At 74.1% G+C, this 13,855-nt stretch carries 13 protein-coding genes; 9 read left to right on the top strand and 4 right to left on the bottom strand.

Annotated elements, in window-relative coordinates; genetic code table 11:
* The first annotated feature begins 155 nt into the window (after positions 1-155).
* The 8 genes from ABEA15_RS17520 (at position 156) to lhgO (ending at position 9,334) form a co-directional block, all read left to right on the top strand.
* On the top strand, positions 156-2,864 hold the full coding sequence (locus ABEA15_RS17520) for a sensor histidine kinase (RefSeq protein ID WP_345557597.1): 2,709 nt from the start codon (positions 156-158) through the stop codon (positions 2,862-2,864).
* Positions 2,864-3,295, top strand: coding sequence for a roadblock/LC7 domain-containing protein (locus tag ABEA15_RS17525; protein ID WP_311547774.1), 432 nt, complete (start codon positions 2,864-2,866; stop codon positions 3,293-3,295). Before ABEA15_RS17520 ends, ABEA15_RS17525 begins: the two co-directional genes overlap by 1 nt.
* Before the next feature lie 185 nt (positions 3,296-3,480).
* A complete protein-coding gene (locus ABEA15_RS17530) occupies positions 3,481-3,873 on the top strand; it encodes a DUF742 domain-containing protein (protein ID WP_344145439.1) in 393 nt (130 codons plus the stop codon).
* Positions 3,854-4,492 (top strand): GTP-binding protein, encoded by a 639-nt coding sequence (locus tag ABEA15_RS17535; RefSeq protein ID WP_345557599.1) that lies wholly within the window; start codon positions 3,854-3,856, stop codon positions 4,490-4,492. Before ABEA15_RS17530 ends, ABEA15_RS17535 begins: the two co-directional genes overlap by 20 nt.
* A gap of 127 nt (positions 4,493-4,619) precedes the next feature.
* The gene (locus ABEA15_RS17540; protein WP_344145210.1) at positions 4,620-5,534 is read left to right on the top strand and encodes a sirohydrochlorin chelatase; all 915 of its coding nucleotides are present in this window, start codon (positions 4,620-4,622) and stop codon (positions 5,532-5,534) included.
* 146 nt (positions 5,535-5,680) lie between these two features.
* Complete coding sequence (locus ABEA15_RS17545) at positions 5,681-7,702, top strand: sensor histidine kinase (protein WP_344145208.1); 2,022 nt, start codon at positions 5,681-5,683, stop codon at positions 7,700-7,702.
* A complete protein-coding gene (locus tag ABEA15_RS17550; RefSeq protein ID WP_344145206.1) occupies positions 7,689-8,048 on the top strand; it encodes a DUF742 domain-containing protein in 360 nt (119 codons plus the stop codon). Before ABEA15_RS17545 ends, ABEA15_RS17550 begins: the two co-directional genes overlap by 14 nt.
* A 74-nt stretch (positions 8,049-8,122) precedes the next feature.
* The gene (gene lhgO, locus ABEA15_RS17555; RefSeq protein ID WP_345557601.1) at positions 8,123-9,334 is read left to right on the top strand and encodes an L-2-hydroxyglutarate oxidase; all 1,212 of its coding nucleotides are present in this window, start codon (positions 8,123-8,125) and stop codon (positions 9,332-9,334) included.
* A gap of 65 nt (positions 9,335-9,399) precedes the next feature.
* Here lhgO and ABEA15_RS17560 read toward each other — a convergent pair whose 3' ends face one another.
* The 3 genes from ABEA15_RS17560 to ABEA15_RS17570 all read right to left on the bottom strand — a co-directional run bounded on the left by ABEA15_RS17560 (position 9,400) and on the right by ABEA15_RS17570 (position 11,667).
* Entirely contained in the window at positions 9,400-10,044 is a 645-nt protein-coding gene (locus ABEA15_RS17560; protein WP_344145202.1) for a GmrSD restriction endonuclease domain-containing protein, read from the bottom strand.
* Positions 10,045-10,226: 182 nt separating this feature from the next.
* Positions 10,227-10,841: a TetR/AcrR family transcriptional regulator gene (locus ABEA15_RS17565; RefSeq protein ID WP_345557603.1), complete on the bottom strand. Its 615-nt coding sequence runs from the start codon at positions 10,839-10,841 to the stop codon at positions 10,227-10,229.
* On the bottom strand, positions 10,834-11,667 hold the full coding sequence (locus ABEA15_RS17570) for an alpha/beta fold hydrolase (RefSeq protein ID WP_345557605.1): 834 nt from the start codon (positions 11,665-11,667) through the stop codon (positions 10,834-10,836). The genes ABEA15_RS17565 and ABEA15_RS17570 overlap by 8 nt, the downstream gene beginning before the upstream one ends.
* Before the next feature lie 216 nt (positions 11,668-11,883).
* Here ABEA15_RS17570 and tyrS point away from each other — a divergent pair, with 216 nt between their 5' ends.
* Positions 11,884-13,185 (top strand): tyrosine--tRNA ligase, encoded by a 1,302-nt coding sequence (gene tyrS / locus ABEA15_RS17575; protein ID WP_345557607.1) that lies wholly within the window; start codon positions 11,884-11,886, stop codon positions 13,183-13,185.
* Positions 13,186-13,627: 442 nt separating this feature from the next.
* Here the strand turns inward: tyrS and ABEA15_RS17580 are convergent.
* On the bottom strand, positions 13,628-13,855 hold a 228-nt coding region (locus ABEA15_RS17580), incomplete at its 5' end, for a hypothetical protein (protein WP_345557609.1).

Here is a 13,855-nt window from a genome sequence, read left to right on the forward strand (position 1 = left end):
TATTCGCTCCTACGCACGTTGTGACTGAGGGGCGTCATGGCAGGGGAGGCGCCGGCCCGTCGGGGGGACCGAGTCCGCGGCCGGCAATGGGAGCGCTCGCCGCGTGGATCCGAATCCGGTGCCCGCGTCCGCGTACGCGTCGTGGGGGGAACTCGATGAGCGAGCACAGCGGCTCCGATCGCGGTATCAGAGCCCAGCTCAACAGGATCGTGCTGATTCCCAGCATCACGTTCCTTGCGCTGTTCGCCGTGCTGAGCACGGCCACGCTCACCCAGGCGGTCTCGCTGCGCGTGGCCACCGGCGACGGGCGCACGGGCGTCCACCTCTACCACTCGGTCGTGGAGCTCCAGCGCGAGCGCCGGCTCGCCACCGAGTACGCCAGCGCACCCTCGCAGGACGCCGTCGAGGCGCTGCGCCGCCAGACCTCCGTCACTGACGAGGCGCTGCAGAAGGTCGAGTCCCGCGCCGGAGGGCTGCGCGGCCACTCCGAGGCCGACACCGCCCGCATCGCCGACGAATACCTCGCCCGCATCGACGGGCGCACCGGGGTCCGCGACTCCGTGATGGCCGGCGAGACCGGCCCGGAGGCCGCCCTTACCGCCTACGACGGCATGATCGCCGAGGCCGTCCGCCTCTACGACTCCATCGCCCACAACCTCGACGACGGCCCCTCCGCCTCCGCCGGCGCCGACGCCGTGGGCCTCATCCGCGCCCAGGAGTCCTTCACCCGGGCCGACGCGCTGCTCAGCGGCGCGCTCGCCGCCGACAGCCTCCGGATCCGCCGGCAGACCGAGTTCGCCGCCCGGATCGAGGGCGCCCGCAGCCGCCTCTCCGGCCTCTCCCACGCCCTGGAGGGCGAGACCGAGCGGGCGCACGGGCGCATGGTCGCCGGCCCCGCGTGGGAGCGGATGAACGACCTGGCCGACACCGTCATCGGCTACGAGCCCGAGATCGAGGTCGACCCCGTCACCGGCTCCGGAGCCGTCGACCGGAGCGCCCCCGACGGCCTGGACGGCTGGCGCTCCACCGCCGACGATGTCAACGCCGACCTGGTCGACCTCGCCGACGCCCAGGTCCACTCCGTCATGGCCGCCACCGACGCCGCCAGCACCTGGATGTTCAACCTCGCGCTCGGCGGCGGGATCCTCTCCCTGTTCGCCGGGACCGTCGCCTACGGCGTGGCTTCCCGCTCCGCGGCCCGGCTGACCGCGCGGCTGAGCCGCCTGCGTGCCGACACCCTCAGCCTCGCCCGCGACGAGCTGCCCCGCATCGTGCGGCGGCTCTCCGACGCCGAACCGGTCGACCTCGACACCGAGCTGCGCCGCCTCGACCACGGAACCGACGAGGTCGGCCAGGTCGCCGACGCCTTCAACACCGCCCAGCGCACCGCCGTCAGCGCGGCCGTCAAGGAGGCCGAGACCCGCGCCGGCGCAAACCGGGTGTTCCTCGCCATCGCCCACCGCAACCAGTCGCTGGTGCAGCGCCAACTCCAGCTGCTGGACCGCGTGGAGCGCGAGGAGGACGATCCCGACCTGCTCGAAGACCTCTTCCACCTGGACCATTTGGCCACCCGCGGGCGCCGCAACGCCGAGAACCTCATCATCCTCGGCGGCGGGCGCCCCGGCCGCCGCTGGCGCAACCCCATCCCGCTCGTGGACATCCTGCGCGGCGCCATCTCCGAGACCGACGAGTACACCCGGGTGAAACTGCGCGGCGTACCCGAGCTCTCCCTGTCGGGCTCGGTCGTCGCCGACGTCATCCACCTGCTGGCCGAGCTCGTCGAGAACGCCACCGCCTTCTCGCCGCCGCACACCGTGGTGCACATCCACAGCGAGGTGGTGCCCAAGGGCGTCGCCGTGGAGATCGAGGACCGCGGCCTGGGCATGAGCGCCTCCGTGCTGGAGGCGGCCAACGTCACCCTGGAGCAGGTGCCGGAGTTCGACGTCATGGCGCTGAACCAGGACTCCCGACTCGGCCTGTTCGTGGTGGCCCGGCTCGCGGCCAAGCACGACATCAGGGTGCGGCTGTGCCCCTCGCCCTACGGCGGCACGCGCGCGGTCGTCCTCGTCCCCGCCGCGCTGATCTCGCAGGCCGAGATCCCGGGGCCGGAGCGTCCCGGCGGCGCGCCCGCGCCGACCGGTCCGGTCCGTACCGACGGCGACCCGCTCACCGCGGTGCGCGCCGCCGGACGCAGCCCCGCCGACGAGCCGTCCGGCGCCCGGCAGGTGCAGCCGGGCGGGCTGCACGGGCCCGCCCAGCCCGCCCTGCCGATGCGCCGGGAGAGCTCGGCACGGCACGGACTTCCCGACAACGGCGTCTCGGCAGCGGGAGGCGGACACCCCGAGGCCGGCGAAAGCCCCGCCCAGCGGGAGCCGGCCGATCGACACGACGCACCGGGCCAGGCCGGCGCCGCCGCTCCGCCGCCGGCCGAGGGCGGCGACGGCGGGCGCCCGTCCCTGCCCCGCCGCCGCCGGCAGGCCAACCTCGCGCCGCAGCTGCGCCGGGAGCCCGATCCGGGGGACACCGACGATCCGGGCTCCGGCGCGCCCGTGCGCGCCCGCGCGCCCGAGGACGCCCGCCGGATGATGAGCGCCTTCCAGATCGGTACCCGCAGGGGGCGCGAGGAGTCCGACGACGCGGACGGGCCGGAGGGGGCCGCGGCCGGAGAACGGGCCGAACCCGCCGAGGCGGTCGACGGGCACCGCCCCGACCCGCGCGCGGCGGAGGGACCGGCAGGAGCACATCGCCCCGACGGTCCGGGCGATGACACGGGGGGAGCCCGACGGCCGCCCGCGCCGGTCGGCGCGGCAGGGGAGCGCCCCGCAGGGCGGTCGGCGGGCCTACACACGGGAGAGAGCGAATGATGATGCAGAACAACCACGCCGCAGGCGATCTGAACTGGCTGCTCGACGACCTCGTCGACCGCGTCGTCGGCGCCGAGCACGCGATCGTGCTGTCCGCCGACGGCCTGCTCATCGGGCGGTCCCGCGGACTCACCCCCGAGGACGCCGAGCACCTCTCCGCGGTCGCCTCCGCCTTCCAGAGCCTGGCCCGCGGTACCGGCCGGCAGTTCGGGGGCGGAGCCGTGCGCCAGACGGTCGTCGAGATGGAGCGCGCCTACCTGTTCGTGACCGCGGCGGGCGAGGGCGCCTGCCTGGCGGTGCTCGCCGACGAGACCGCCGACGTCGGCCTGATCGCCTACGAGATGAACATGCGCATCAAGCGGGTCGGGCAGTTCCTCAGCTCGGCACCGCGGTTCCCCGAGTCCATGGCGGCGGGGAGCTCCGGATCATGAGGGGAGCGGGCGAGCACCGCCGCGGTGGACAGCGCCCCGCGCACGTCCGCGAACCCGCGGCCGAGCGCGAGCCCCCTCCAGCCGCCCCGGCACCCCTCGGCGGCTGGGACGCCGCTCCCGGCGCCGAGGCGGTGTGGGGCGCCTCCGCCCCGGCCGGCGGCGCCCGCGACGCGGCCGAGGAGCTCCTGCGGCACCGGCGCCAGCGCGGCGGCCACGACGGGTCGCTCCCGCGCCACGGCGCCGCCGGACCGCTGGTCCGGCCCTACACCGTGACCGGCGGCCGCACCCGCCCGGCCGAGGCCGGGCTGGACATGATCAGCATCGTGGTGGCCACCCGGGAGCGGGTGGACTGGGGCCCCTTGGAGCCCGAGCACGCCGCGATCCTGCGGCTGTGCGGCCGCCCGGTGTCCGTCGCCGAGCTCTCGGCCCAACTCGACCTTCCGATGACCGTGGTAAAGGTGCTGCTGGGCGACCTGATCGCCAACGGCGACGTCCTCGCCCGCGCGCCGATGCCCGCGTCGGACCCACCCCACATGAGCGTCCTGCAGGCGGTACTCGATGGCATCCGCAGACTCTGACAACGGCACGGCCCCCGGCGCAGACCCCGGCGGCGAGCCCGGCGGGCACATTCCGCTGGCCGTCAAGATCCTGGTGGCCGGCGGCTTCGGCGTCGGCAAGACGACCCTCGTCGGCTCGGTCAGCGAGATCGAGCCGCTGAGCACCGAGGAGGTGATGACCGAGGCCAGCATGGGCGTCGATGACCTCGGCGGCGTCGAGGAGAAGACCACCACCACCGTCGCCCTCGATTTCGGGCGCATCACCGTGAATCAGCAGGTCGTCCTTTACCTGTTCGGTACGCCCGGCCAGGGCCGATTCTGGTTCATGTGGGACGAGCTCGCCGAGGGGGCCCTCGGCGCGGTGGTGCTCGCCGACACCCGGCGGCTCGACACCTGCTTTCCGGCGGTGGACTTCTTCGAGCGGCGCCGGATCCCCTTCGTCGTCGCCGTCAACCTCTTCGACGGCGCCTACGACTACGGCACCCAGGAGGTCCGCGAAGCGGTCGACGTAGGCGCGGACGTCCCCATCGTGCTCAGCGACGCCCGCGACCGGGAGTCGAGCAAGGCCGTCCTCCTCGCACTCGTGGAGCACGTGATGCGCCGACGCAGCCCGGCGACGACCGGCAGACCGCTACCATAGGCCCACGTTCCTGCCCGCGATCCCCCCGCAGTCCGAGGTCCGGCGCCGTTTCGGGCGACGAAGACCGGGCTTCGGGCGAGATCATCACTCACTAGTCGTTAGCATTCTTCGCGTGAACCCTGACAGTATGCATAACCCGGACAGACTGCCCCCTCGGGATCTTCCGCGGCGCCGCTCCGGCCGCCACCGCAACCCGCTGTCCTTCGACAGCTGGGTGGGGACCCCGACCCTCGTCCTCGCCGTCCCCGCCGCCGCCGACACCGGGGCCGAGGGATCCGACGGCGCCGGCATCGGCGAGCAGATGGCCGACCTCGTCCGCTCGTACCGGCCCGAGGTCACCATCAAGCACGGCCGCGCCGGAAGCGGCGACCTCGTCGAAGCCCTCGCCGACCTGGAGGAGCGCGACGATCACCCGCTGCGGGGTGTCGTCGTCCCCCTGGTCACCGGACCCCACCGGGCCACCGCGGAGGCCGTGGCCGCCGCCGTCGAGGAGGCCGGCGCCGACGCGCGCGTCACCGAGGCGCTGGGCCCGCACCCGATGCTCGCCGAGACGCTGCACCTGCGGCTGGCCGAGGCCGGCTTCGTGCGCGCCGACCGGATGCGCCTGATCAGCGTGGTGGCGCCCGGAACCCAGATGACCGACGGCGTCGTGGTGGGCGCGGTCGGCGGCCCCGAGGCCGTCAACGCGGCGGGGGTCACCGCGGTGCTGCTGGCGGCCCGGCTCGGCATCACCGTGCTGCCCGCCGACATCGAGGACCGGGCGAGCATGGACGACGCCTTCCACCAGCTGTCGACCGCCGGCTGCGCGCGCCCGGTGATCGCGCCCAGCGTGGTGGGCCCGGAGGTCCCCGCCGCACGCCTGGAGCAGCTCGCACAGCACTACGGCGCCCGTGCGAGCGCTCCTCTGGGCGCGGGCAGCACCCTCGCCAAGATCGCCGCGCTGCGCTACGCCGAGGTGCTGAACACCCTGGGCGCCGAGACCCCGCCGACGGCCGAGGACATCCCCGCGCCGGTGGGCTCGCGCCACCGCCCGGAGAGCTGACCGGCGCCCCGCTGCCCTCGGTGGCGCGAGCACGCGCGCCGCCGAGGACGGCGGGGTCCGCTGTATTCCTGTCACCGAATGTGATCGTTCTGCAACACGGCGGGGCCGATCTTCGGTAGCGTCTGTGGTTCCAGGTTGGGGGGACCATGGACGAACATCGACCGACCATACGCAGGCAGCTCACCCGTATCGTGCTGATACCCGGCGTCAGCTTCCTGGTGCTGTGGGCGGCCACGGCGGCCGTCGAGACCTACCAGGCGGGCTCGCTGCTGCTGTCCGTCGCCCACGGACGCGACGGCATCGCCGCTTTCGACCGCCTCGCCGACGACCTGCGGAGCGAGCGCCGCCTCACCCAGGTCCACCTCGGCGATCCCGACGACGCGCGGGTGCGCCGCGCCCTGGAGGACCAGCGCGAGCGCACCGACGCCGCCGCCCAGCGCGCACACGGGTTCGCCGCCGGCCTCGGCTCCGCTCCGCAGAGCGAACCGCTGCCCGGCACCCGCGCCTTCGCGCCGGACAACGCCCGCCTCGACGACGTGCGCGCCGCGGTCGACGACGGCGGAGCCGGCCGCAGCACCGCGCTGAACTCCTACAGCGACCTCGTCGACGCGACCGCCGCGGCCACCGGCGCCCTGCTGCGCCCGCTGGAGCGGGGCGCGAGCCTGCCCGAGGCCGAGCTGGCCCGACGGCTGGCCACCGCACACGAGCAGTTCGCCCGCTCCGACGCCCTGCTCGCCGGCTCGATCGCGGCCGGCGGCATGGGTTACCAGGAGACCGCGCACTTCACCTTCCTCACCGCCTCCTACCGCGACACCCTCGCCGACGCCTCCGACGACATGAGCGGCGCGACCCTGCGCCGCCACGAGTCGCTTGTGGCCTCCAACGCCTGGAGCGCCGCCGAGCGGCTCAGCCGCTCCGTGGTCACGCGTCCCCCGGTGGCCGACGGCGGCGAGGCCGCCTGGAACTCCGAGGTCGGCGTGGGCGCCCGCGAGTGGGACCGAGCGGCCGGCGCGGCCGAACCCGGGCTGGGCGCGATGGCCTCCGCCCAGACCGACCGGGCCGTGGACTCCGCGTGGAACGCCGCGGTGCGCCGCCTGGCCGCGGGCGCCGCCGGCGGAGCGCTCACCCTCGCTGCCGGAGCCGCCGCCATCTACGCGGCCATCCGCTCCTCGCGCAGGCTCACCGCCCGGCTGCGCCGCCTGCGCGACGACGCCCTCGCCCTGGCCGAGACCCGCCTGCCCGCCATCACCTCCCGCGCCCGCTCCGGTCGCAGCGTCGACGTCTCCGCGGAGCTGCCGCGGCTGGACTACGGCGGCGATGAGCTCGGCCAGGTCGCCGAGGCCTTCGACACCGCCCAGCGCACGGCGGTCGGCGCCGCCGTGAAGGAGGCCGAGATCCGCCGCGGCGCCAACCGCGTCTTCCTGGGCATCGCCTACCGCAACCAGACCCTCGTCCAGCGCCAGCTGCGCATGCTGGACGAGATCGAGGCCGACGAGGAGGATCCCCGCTCCCTGCGCCGCCTGTTCGCCCTCGACCACCTCGCCACCAGGGCGCGCCGCTACGCCGACAACCTGATCATCCTCGGCGGCGCCGGCTCCGCCCGCCGCTGGCGCGAACCCCTGCCGCTGGCCGATGTGCTGCGCGGCGCCATCACCGAGACCGAGGACTACGACCGGGTCCGGCTGACCTCCGCTCCGCGCGCCCGGCTCAGCGGCGCCGCGGTCGCCGACGTGGTGCACCTGCTGGCGGAGCTGATCGAGAACGCCACCCAGTTCTCGCCCCGCAGCAGCACGGTCGACGTCAACTGCGGCCGCGTGAGCGGCGGCGTCGCCGTCGAGGTCGAGGACCGCGGCCTGGGCCTGACCGACCAGGGCTACGCCGAGGCCGCCCGCGTGCTGGGCGAGCCGCCGGAGTTCGACGTCATGGCCCTGCCCGAGGAGCCCCGCCTCGGCCTGTTCGTCGTGGCGCGGCTGGCCGCGCGCCACGGCGTGGCGGTACGGCTGCGCCCTTCGCCCTACGGCGGCACGAGTGCCACGGCGGTCATCCCCGACCACCTGCTGGAGTGGGCCCCGGCCGGGGTCGAGCCGCCGCCTGCCGCACCGGCCGACCTGGCCGAGCACCGCTCGGGCGTCGGCAACGGCCACGGAGAGCGCGATGGACGCGGGTAGACGCGCGCCCGATGCCGACCCCGGGCGCCTGGTCCGCCCCTTCGCGATCGGCATCGACGGAGCACCCGCCACCAGTGGGCTGGACCTGCTCACACGCGTCACGGCGCAGCGGCCGCCCGGCTCCGACGACCACCTGCGCCCCGAACGCGAGTCGCTGCTGCGGCTGGCCGCGTCGCCGCAGACCGTCGCCGAGCTCGCCGCCCTGGTCGGGCTGCCGCTGAGCGTGGCCAAGATGCTGATCGCCGACATGGTCGAGGCCGGCGACCTGACGTTGTGCGCCAACGCCCAGTCCGTTCCGGGCGAGGACGTCCTGCACATGCTCCTGGAGGGACTTCGCGCCCTGTGACACCGCCGTGCGGGCGCGCGCCGCCCGCCGGGGCGGCCCCCGGGCAGCGCGCGCGGCCTTGCTACGTTTCGCGGATGAGCATCGAACGCATCGGGATCATCGGTGGCGGGATCATCGGACTCGCTCTGGCCAGGTGGGTCACGCAGAACCGGCCCGGCGCCCGCGTCACCGTCCTGGAGAAGGAGGACGCGGTCGCCCGGCACCAGACCGGGCACAACAGCGGAGTCGTGCACGCCGGCCTGTACTACCGCCCGGGTTCGCTCAAGGCCCTGCTGTGCAGGCGGGGAACGTCGCTGCTGCGCGAGTACTGCGCCGAGCGCGGCCTGCCCTACGAGGAGGTCGGCAAGGTTCTGGTCGCCCACGACGACGAGGACGCGGCCCGGCTGGACGGCATCGAGCGCCGCGCCGGGGCCAACGGGGTGCCGGGCGTCACCCGGCTCGGTCCTGAAGGGCTGCGCGAGATCGAGCCGCACGTCAGCGGCGTGGCCGGCCTGCACTCGCCCACCACCGCGACCACCGACTTCATCGCGGTCGCCGAGGCGCTGGCCGACGACGTGCGCAGGGCCGGCGGCCGCATCGTGCTGGGCGCCCCCGTGATCGCGCTGCGCCAGGACACCGACAAGGCGGAGGTACTCACCGGCGACCCGCGGGGCGAGCGGGTCCGGCGCTCCTTCGACCGGGTGATCATCTGCGGCGGCCTGCACAGCGACCGCCTCGCCCGCATGGCGGGCGCGCCCGCCGAACCCCGCATCGTGCCCTTCCGCGGCCAGTACCACGAACTGGCGCGCGGCAGCCGCTATCTGGTGCGGGGCCTGGTCTACCCGGTGCCCGACCCGCGCTACCCGTTCCTGGGCGTGCACCTGACGCGGCACGTCCACGGTGAGGTGATGGCCGGACCCAACGCGATCCTGGCCGCCGCGCGCGAGGGCTACCGGCTGCGCGACGTGCTGCCGCGCGACCTCGCCGACGTCGCGGCGGCGCCGGGGTTCTGGCGGCTGGCCCGCCGCCATTGGACCATGGGCGTGCGCGAGATGGCGGTCTCGGCCTCCTCCGCCGTGTTCGCCCGCCAGGCCCGCCGCCTCATACCGGCGATCACCGCCGCCGACCTGCGCCCGGCGCCCTCGGGGGTGCGCGCCCAGGCGCTCACCCGCCGGGGCGAGCTGCTCGACGACTTCGCGGTCGACGCCCACGGGCGGTTCTCCTGTGTGCGCAACGCGCCGTCCCCGGCGGCGACGTCGTCGCTGGCCATCGCCGAGCACCTGGGCGAGAACGTGCTCTTCGGCTGAACAGCGGCGCGGCGGCGGTGCGCGCCCGAGCGCGCACCCCCGCCGCGGAGTGGGGCGGTGAAAGCTCAGCAGGCGGAGTCGAGCAGGTCCTCCAGCGCTGCGACCTCGGCGGAGTCGGCGCTGAGGTCCCACTCGTACTTGACGTTGATCCAGCTCTTGGCGTAGTCGCAGTGCACGGCGGTGCGCTCGGGCATCCACTCCGCGGGGTCGTCGGCGCCCTTGGAGCTGTTGCTGGAGATGCTGACGGCCCACAGCTGCGGCGTGGACAAGTCGTTGGCGAAGGACTCGCGGCGCGACGTGGACCAGGTGTCGGCGCCGGAGTACCAGGCCTCGGCCAGCGCCACCATGTGGTCGACGCTGACCTCGGAGGGGTCGGAGGTGGTGAAGCCGTCGTAGGGGCTGGTCCAGCTGCCGGAGTCGGGGTAGCAGTCGGCGCCGACCTGGACGCCGGATCCGTCCCGGCGCAGCACCGTCTCGCGTGCGTTGCAGTTGCCCTCGACCGCCGACCAGTGCGGGAACAGGTCGCGGTCGTAGTCGGAGGAGGAGCCCTCCGGCTCGGTCCGCAGCTGTGCGAGCTGGTCCCGGGCCTCAGCGAGCCCGGGCGGCGGTGGGGGCGCCGCCTGGGCGGGAGCGGCCGCGGACAGGAGCAGGGCGAGGGCGGCGAGCACGGCCGCGGCCGCGGACGCGGCGGGACGCAGGGGGCCTGGCATTCGGCTCTCCAAAACCTGAGCGGGGGTTTTCGGACACCACGAGGCTGCCCCGCGGTCGGTGATCGGCGAAACACGCGGGGTGTGAACAATCCCTTACTCCGGATGACCGTAATCCGACACGGCAGGCCGGGCGGCCCTCGCGCCGGCGGCCCCTGCCCCGAATCGGCGCGGCGGTCGCCTGCTCAGCCGGGTTCGGCCGCCCCACCCGGTCCCTGCTCGAAACCTCCAGCGTGCGGCCACTCCCGCAGCGACCGCACCAGCGCCTCCACAACGACCTCGAAACTGCCGTCCACGCTCTGCGGGAGACCGAAACCTCCGCGCAGCTCCAGGTCGACGAAGCCGTGCAGCGTACCGCGGAGCCAGCGGATGACATCGATCAGCGCTTCGTCGGGCAGACCGAAACCCGCGAGAATTGAGGCCAGGACCTCGACCGAGCGGTAGAAGACGGCCGCGGCCTCCTCGTCCTCCTCGGGCCGCGGCGCCTGCTGCAGCGCCGCGTACCGCCCCGGACGCGTGCGGGCGTAGTCGCGGTAGGCCCGGGCCACCGCCCGCAGCGCGTCGGCGCCGGAGCGGCCGATCGCGGCGTCGCCGAGCACGCGGGCGAACTCCGCGGCCGCCGCCGTCGCGACCTCGCGGCGCAGCGCCTCCAGCCCGCCGACGTGCTTGTACAGGCTGGGCACCGCGACACCGCAGCGCTTGGCCACAGCGGCAAGGGACAGCCGGTCGAACCCCTCTTCGTCGCAGACCCGCGCGGCCTCCTCGGTCACCGCCGCGGGGCTCAGCCCGGCCCTAGCCACGGGGGTGGGGGAGCCCGGGCTCGCCCCGGTCCGCGGGCGCAAAGGCGAGGACGGCGCTGGCGACGGTCTCGGCCTGCTGCGCCTGCGGATAGTGGCCGGACTCGGGGACCATCAGCACCTCCGCGCCCAGCCGCTCGCCCATCCAGGCGGCCTCGGCGGCCGGGTCGGGCCAGTCGGAGTCCAGCTCGCCCATCACCACCAGGGCGGGTGCGCGCACGTCGTCGAGGCGGGCGGGCACGGGCCGGTAGGAGTTGGCGATGACGGATCGGACGGCACGGTAGCGCTGCGGCGGCGAGAGCTGTGCGCGGATGGCGGCGAGGTGGTCCGCGTGGTCGTCGGCGGTGCGTCCGGCGAAGAGGCCGGAGAGGTACTTGTGCACGAGTCCGGGGCCCCACGGGCGAAGGAACATCGCCCGCATGGACTGCTCCTTGAGCCGGCCGGCGCCGTCGCCGCGCAGGAACGCCCCGATCAGGACCAGGCCCTGGACCAGCTCCGGGCGGGTCGCGGCGAGCCAGGCCGCGGCGGTGCCGCCCAGGGAGTTGCCGACGAGCAGAGCAGGGCCGCCGCCCAGCTCCTCCACGAGGGCGGCCGCGTCTCCGGCGATCGCCAGGGTGGAGTAGTCGGTGAACGAGATGTCGCTGTCCCCGTGGCCGCGCAGGTCCATCGCGGCCACGCGGTAGCCGGCCGCGGCCAGCTCCGGCGCGAGGTGGCGGTAGGTGCCGCGGACGTCGGCCATCCCGGGGATGCACACGACCAGCGGGCCGGTGCCGTCCGCGCCGTGGAGGTCGTAGGCGATCCGGCCCTCGGGGCGCTGCAGGTACCTCATGTCGGTCTCCCTTGTTCGGCTCGGCGATCGTGGCTAATACCTATAGCCAATAAGCTAATGGTATTAGAGAAGCCTGTCAACGCTCCAGGTGAACCTCGTGGGGCGACATCCGCGGGCGCAGTCCGGACGCAGCGGATACGGTGGACGGAGTTCGACCGCAACCACGACGGCCCCGCGCCGCCCCGGCGCGGAGGGCCCTACGACGGAAAGACGACCGTGACCGACATCATCGACGAACTCGAATGGCGCGGACTCCTCGCGCAGACCACCGACCTTGACGAACTCCGCAAGGCGCTCGCCGATGGCCCGGTCACCGTCTATTGCGGCTTCGATCCCACAGCGGGCAGTCTGCACGTCGGCCACCTCACCCAGATCCTCTCCCTGGCCCGGTTCCAGCGGGCAGGACACCGGCCGATCGCGCTCGTCGGCGGCGGCACGGGGCTGATCGGCGACCCCAAGCCCAGCGCCGAGCGCGCCCTGAACTCGGTCGAGACCGTCGAGGAGTGGGTCGGCACCCTCGGCCGCCAGCTCTCGGCGTTCCTGCGCTTCGCCCCCGAGGGCGCCGGCGCGGCCACCGACGCCCTGATGGTGGACAACGGCGAATGGCTGCGCGCCATGAGCGCAGTCGACCTGCTCCGGGACGTGGGCAAGCACTTCAGTGTCAACCAGATGCTGGCCCGCGAGACGGTGCGCAGCCGCCTCGACGGTGAGGGCATGAGCTACACCGAGTTCAGCTACGTGCTGCTGCAGTCCTACGACTACGTCGAGCTCTACCGCCGCCACGGCACCACGCTGCAGATCGGCGGCAGCGACCAGTGGGGCAACATCACCGCGGGCCTCGACCTGATCCGCCGCATGGAGGGCAACGAGCCGCACGGGCCGGCCCACGGGCTGACCACTAACCTGCTCACCAAGGCGGACGGCAGCAAGTTCGGCAAGACCGAGTCCGGGACGGTGTGGCTGGACCCCGGCCTCACCAGCCCCTACGCCTTCTACCAGTTCTGGTTCAACGCCGACGACCGCGACGTCGCGCGCTACCTGCGGGTGTTCAGCTCCCGCTCCCGCGAGGAGATCGAGGACCTGGAGCACCATACGGAGGAGCGCCCGGCCGCCCGCGCTGCGCAGCGCGCCCTGGCCGAGGAGCTGACCACCCTGGTGCACGGCGAGGAGGAGTGCCGCAAGGTGATCGATGCGAGCCGCGCGCTCTTCGGGCAGGGCGACCTCGCGGCCCTTGACGCCCGGACCCTGGGTGCCGCGCTTGCCGAGGTGCCCCACACCACCGCGACCGGTCCGGTGGAGGACGGCCCCGCGGTGGTCGACCTGCTCGCGGAGACCGGCCTGGTGCCGAGCAAGTCGGGGGCCCGGCGCACGATCCAGGAGGGCGGGGCCTATCTGAACAACACCAAGGTCGCCGACATCGACGCCCGTATCGGCCCGGACGACCTGCTGCACGGGCGCTACCTGGTGCTGCGCCGGGGCAAGCGAAGCGTCGGCGGGGTGATCCTCGACCGGGGCTGAGCGCGACCGGGGCCCGCGGCGCGATCACAGGCGCGGCGGCCGGCGGCGGGGGAGCGGGGCGACCGAGGGCTCCCGCCCGCCGCCGCCGAGGTTCCGGTCCGCGGGCCAGGCGAGCGGTACCGGCGGGAACAACGGCTCGGGCGGATGTGTTTAGCCCGTGTGACCGAGGGGCAGGACCCTCGGTGGAACAGAACGACTTGACCTACCGCGCGGCGAGCGCCGACCTGCCGAAGGCCGACCCCCACCGCGTGAGCGCGGGACCGGAGCCCGATCCGCCCTCCGACCGCCCCCCTGGACGGTCTGCGGAGCAGGATGATCGGCCTGATTTGACGTCTCCGCGCGCGGAACCTATCGTATGTAGGCCGATGCGGGCCGGTGGACAGCCGTCGAAGGCGTCCGAGCCGAACCGCAGTCGAGACCCAGGAAATCAAGGCATGCGCGATCAGTGTGCCTGGTAACCTCGAATGAAGAAACCGGCCGCCGCAATCGGTGCGCCGGCGACTTCGGAGAACGAGTCGGAGCCAACGGCGGCCAATTTGGCCGTTTCGCGGCGGACTGGTAAATTCGAAGAAGTCAGAGCGAATCCGCCGAAACGAACGAATCGGTTCCCGGATTCGCCGGGAGATTCCGTCTCTTGGGAAGAGCCTGAGCGGGCCCGCAGGGTTGCGGG

The sequence above is a fragment of the Streptomonospora halophila genome, from assembly GCF_039542725.1.
GTDB classification, from domain to species: domain Bacteria; phylum Actinomycetota; class Actinomycetes; order Streptosporangiales; family Streptosporangiaceae; genus Streptomonospora; species Streptomonospora halophila.

Coding starts and splice junctions, on each gene's coding strand:
- lhgO (WP_345557601.1), top strand. CDS start 8,123: ATGAGCATCGAACGCATCGGGATCATCGGTGGCGGGATCATCGGACTC.
- ABEA15_RS17520 (WP_345557597.1), top strand. CDS start 156: ATGAGCGAGCACAGCGGCTCCGATCGCGGTATCAGAGCCCAGCTCAAC.
- ABEA15_RS17525 (WP_311547774.1), top strand. CDS start 2,864: ATGATGCAGAACAACCACGCCGCAGGCGATCTGAACTGGCTGCTCGAC.
- ABEA15_RS17560 (WP_344145202.1), bottom strand. CDS start 10,044: ATGCCAGGCCCCCTGCGTCCCGCCGCGTCCGCGGCCGCGGCCGTGCTC.
- ABEA15_RS17535 (WP_345557599.1), top strand. CDS start 3,854: ATGGCATCCGCAGACTCTGACAACGGCACGGCCCCCGGCGCAGACCCC.
- ABEA15_RS17570 (WP_345557605.1), bottom strand. CDS start 11,667: ATGAGGTACCTGCAGCGCCCCGAGGGCCGGATCGCCTACGACCTCCAC.
- ABEA15_RS17545 (WP_344145208.1), top strand. CDS start 5,681: ATGGACGAACATCGACCGACCATACGCAGGCAGCTCACCCGTATCGTG.
- ABEA15_RS17550 (WP_344145206.1), top strand. CDS start 7,689: ATGGACGCGGGTAGACGCGCGCCCGATGCCGACCCCGGGCGCCTGGTC.
- ABEA15_RS17540 (WP_344145210.1), top strand. CDS start 4,620: ATGCATAACCCGGACAGACTGCCCCCTCGGGATCTTCCGCGGCGCCGC.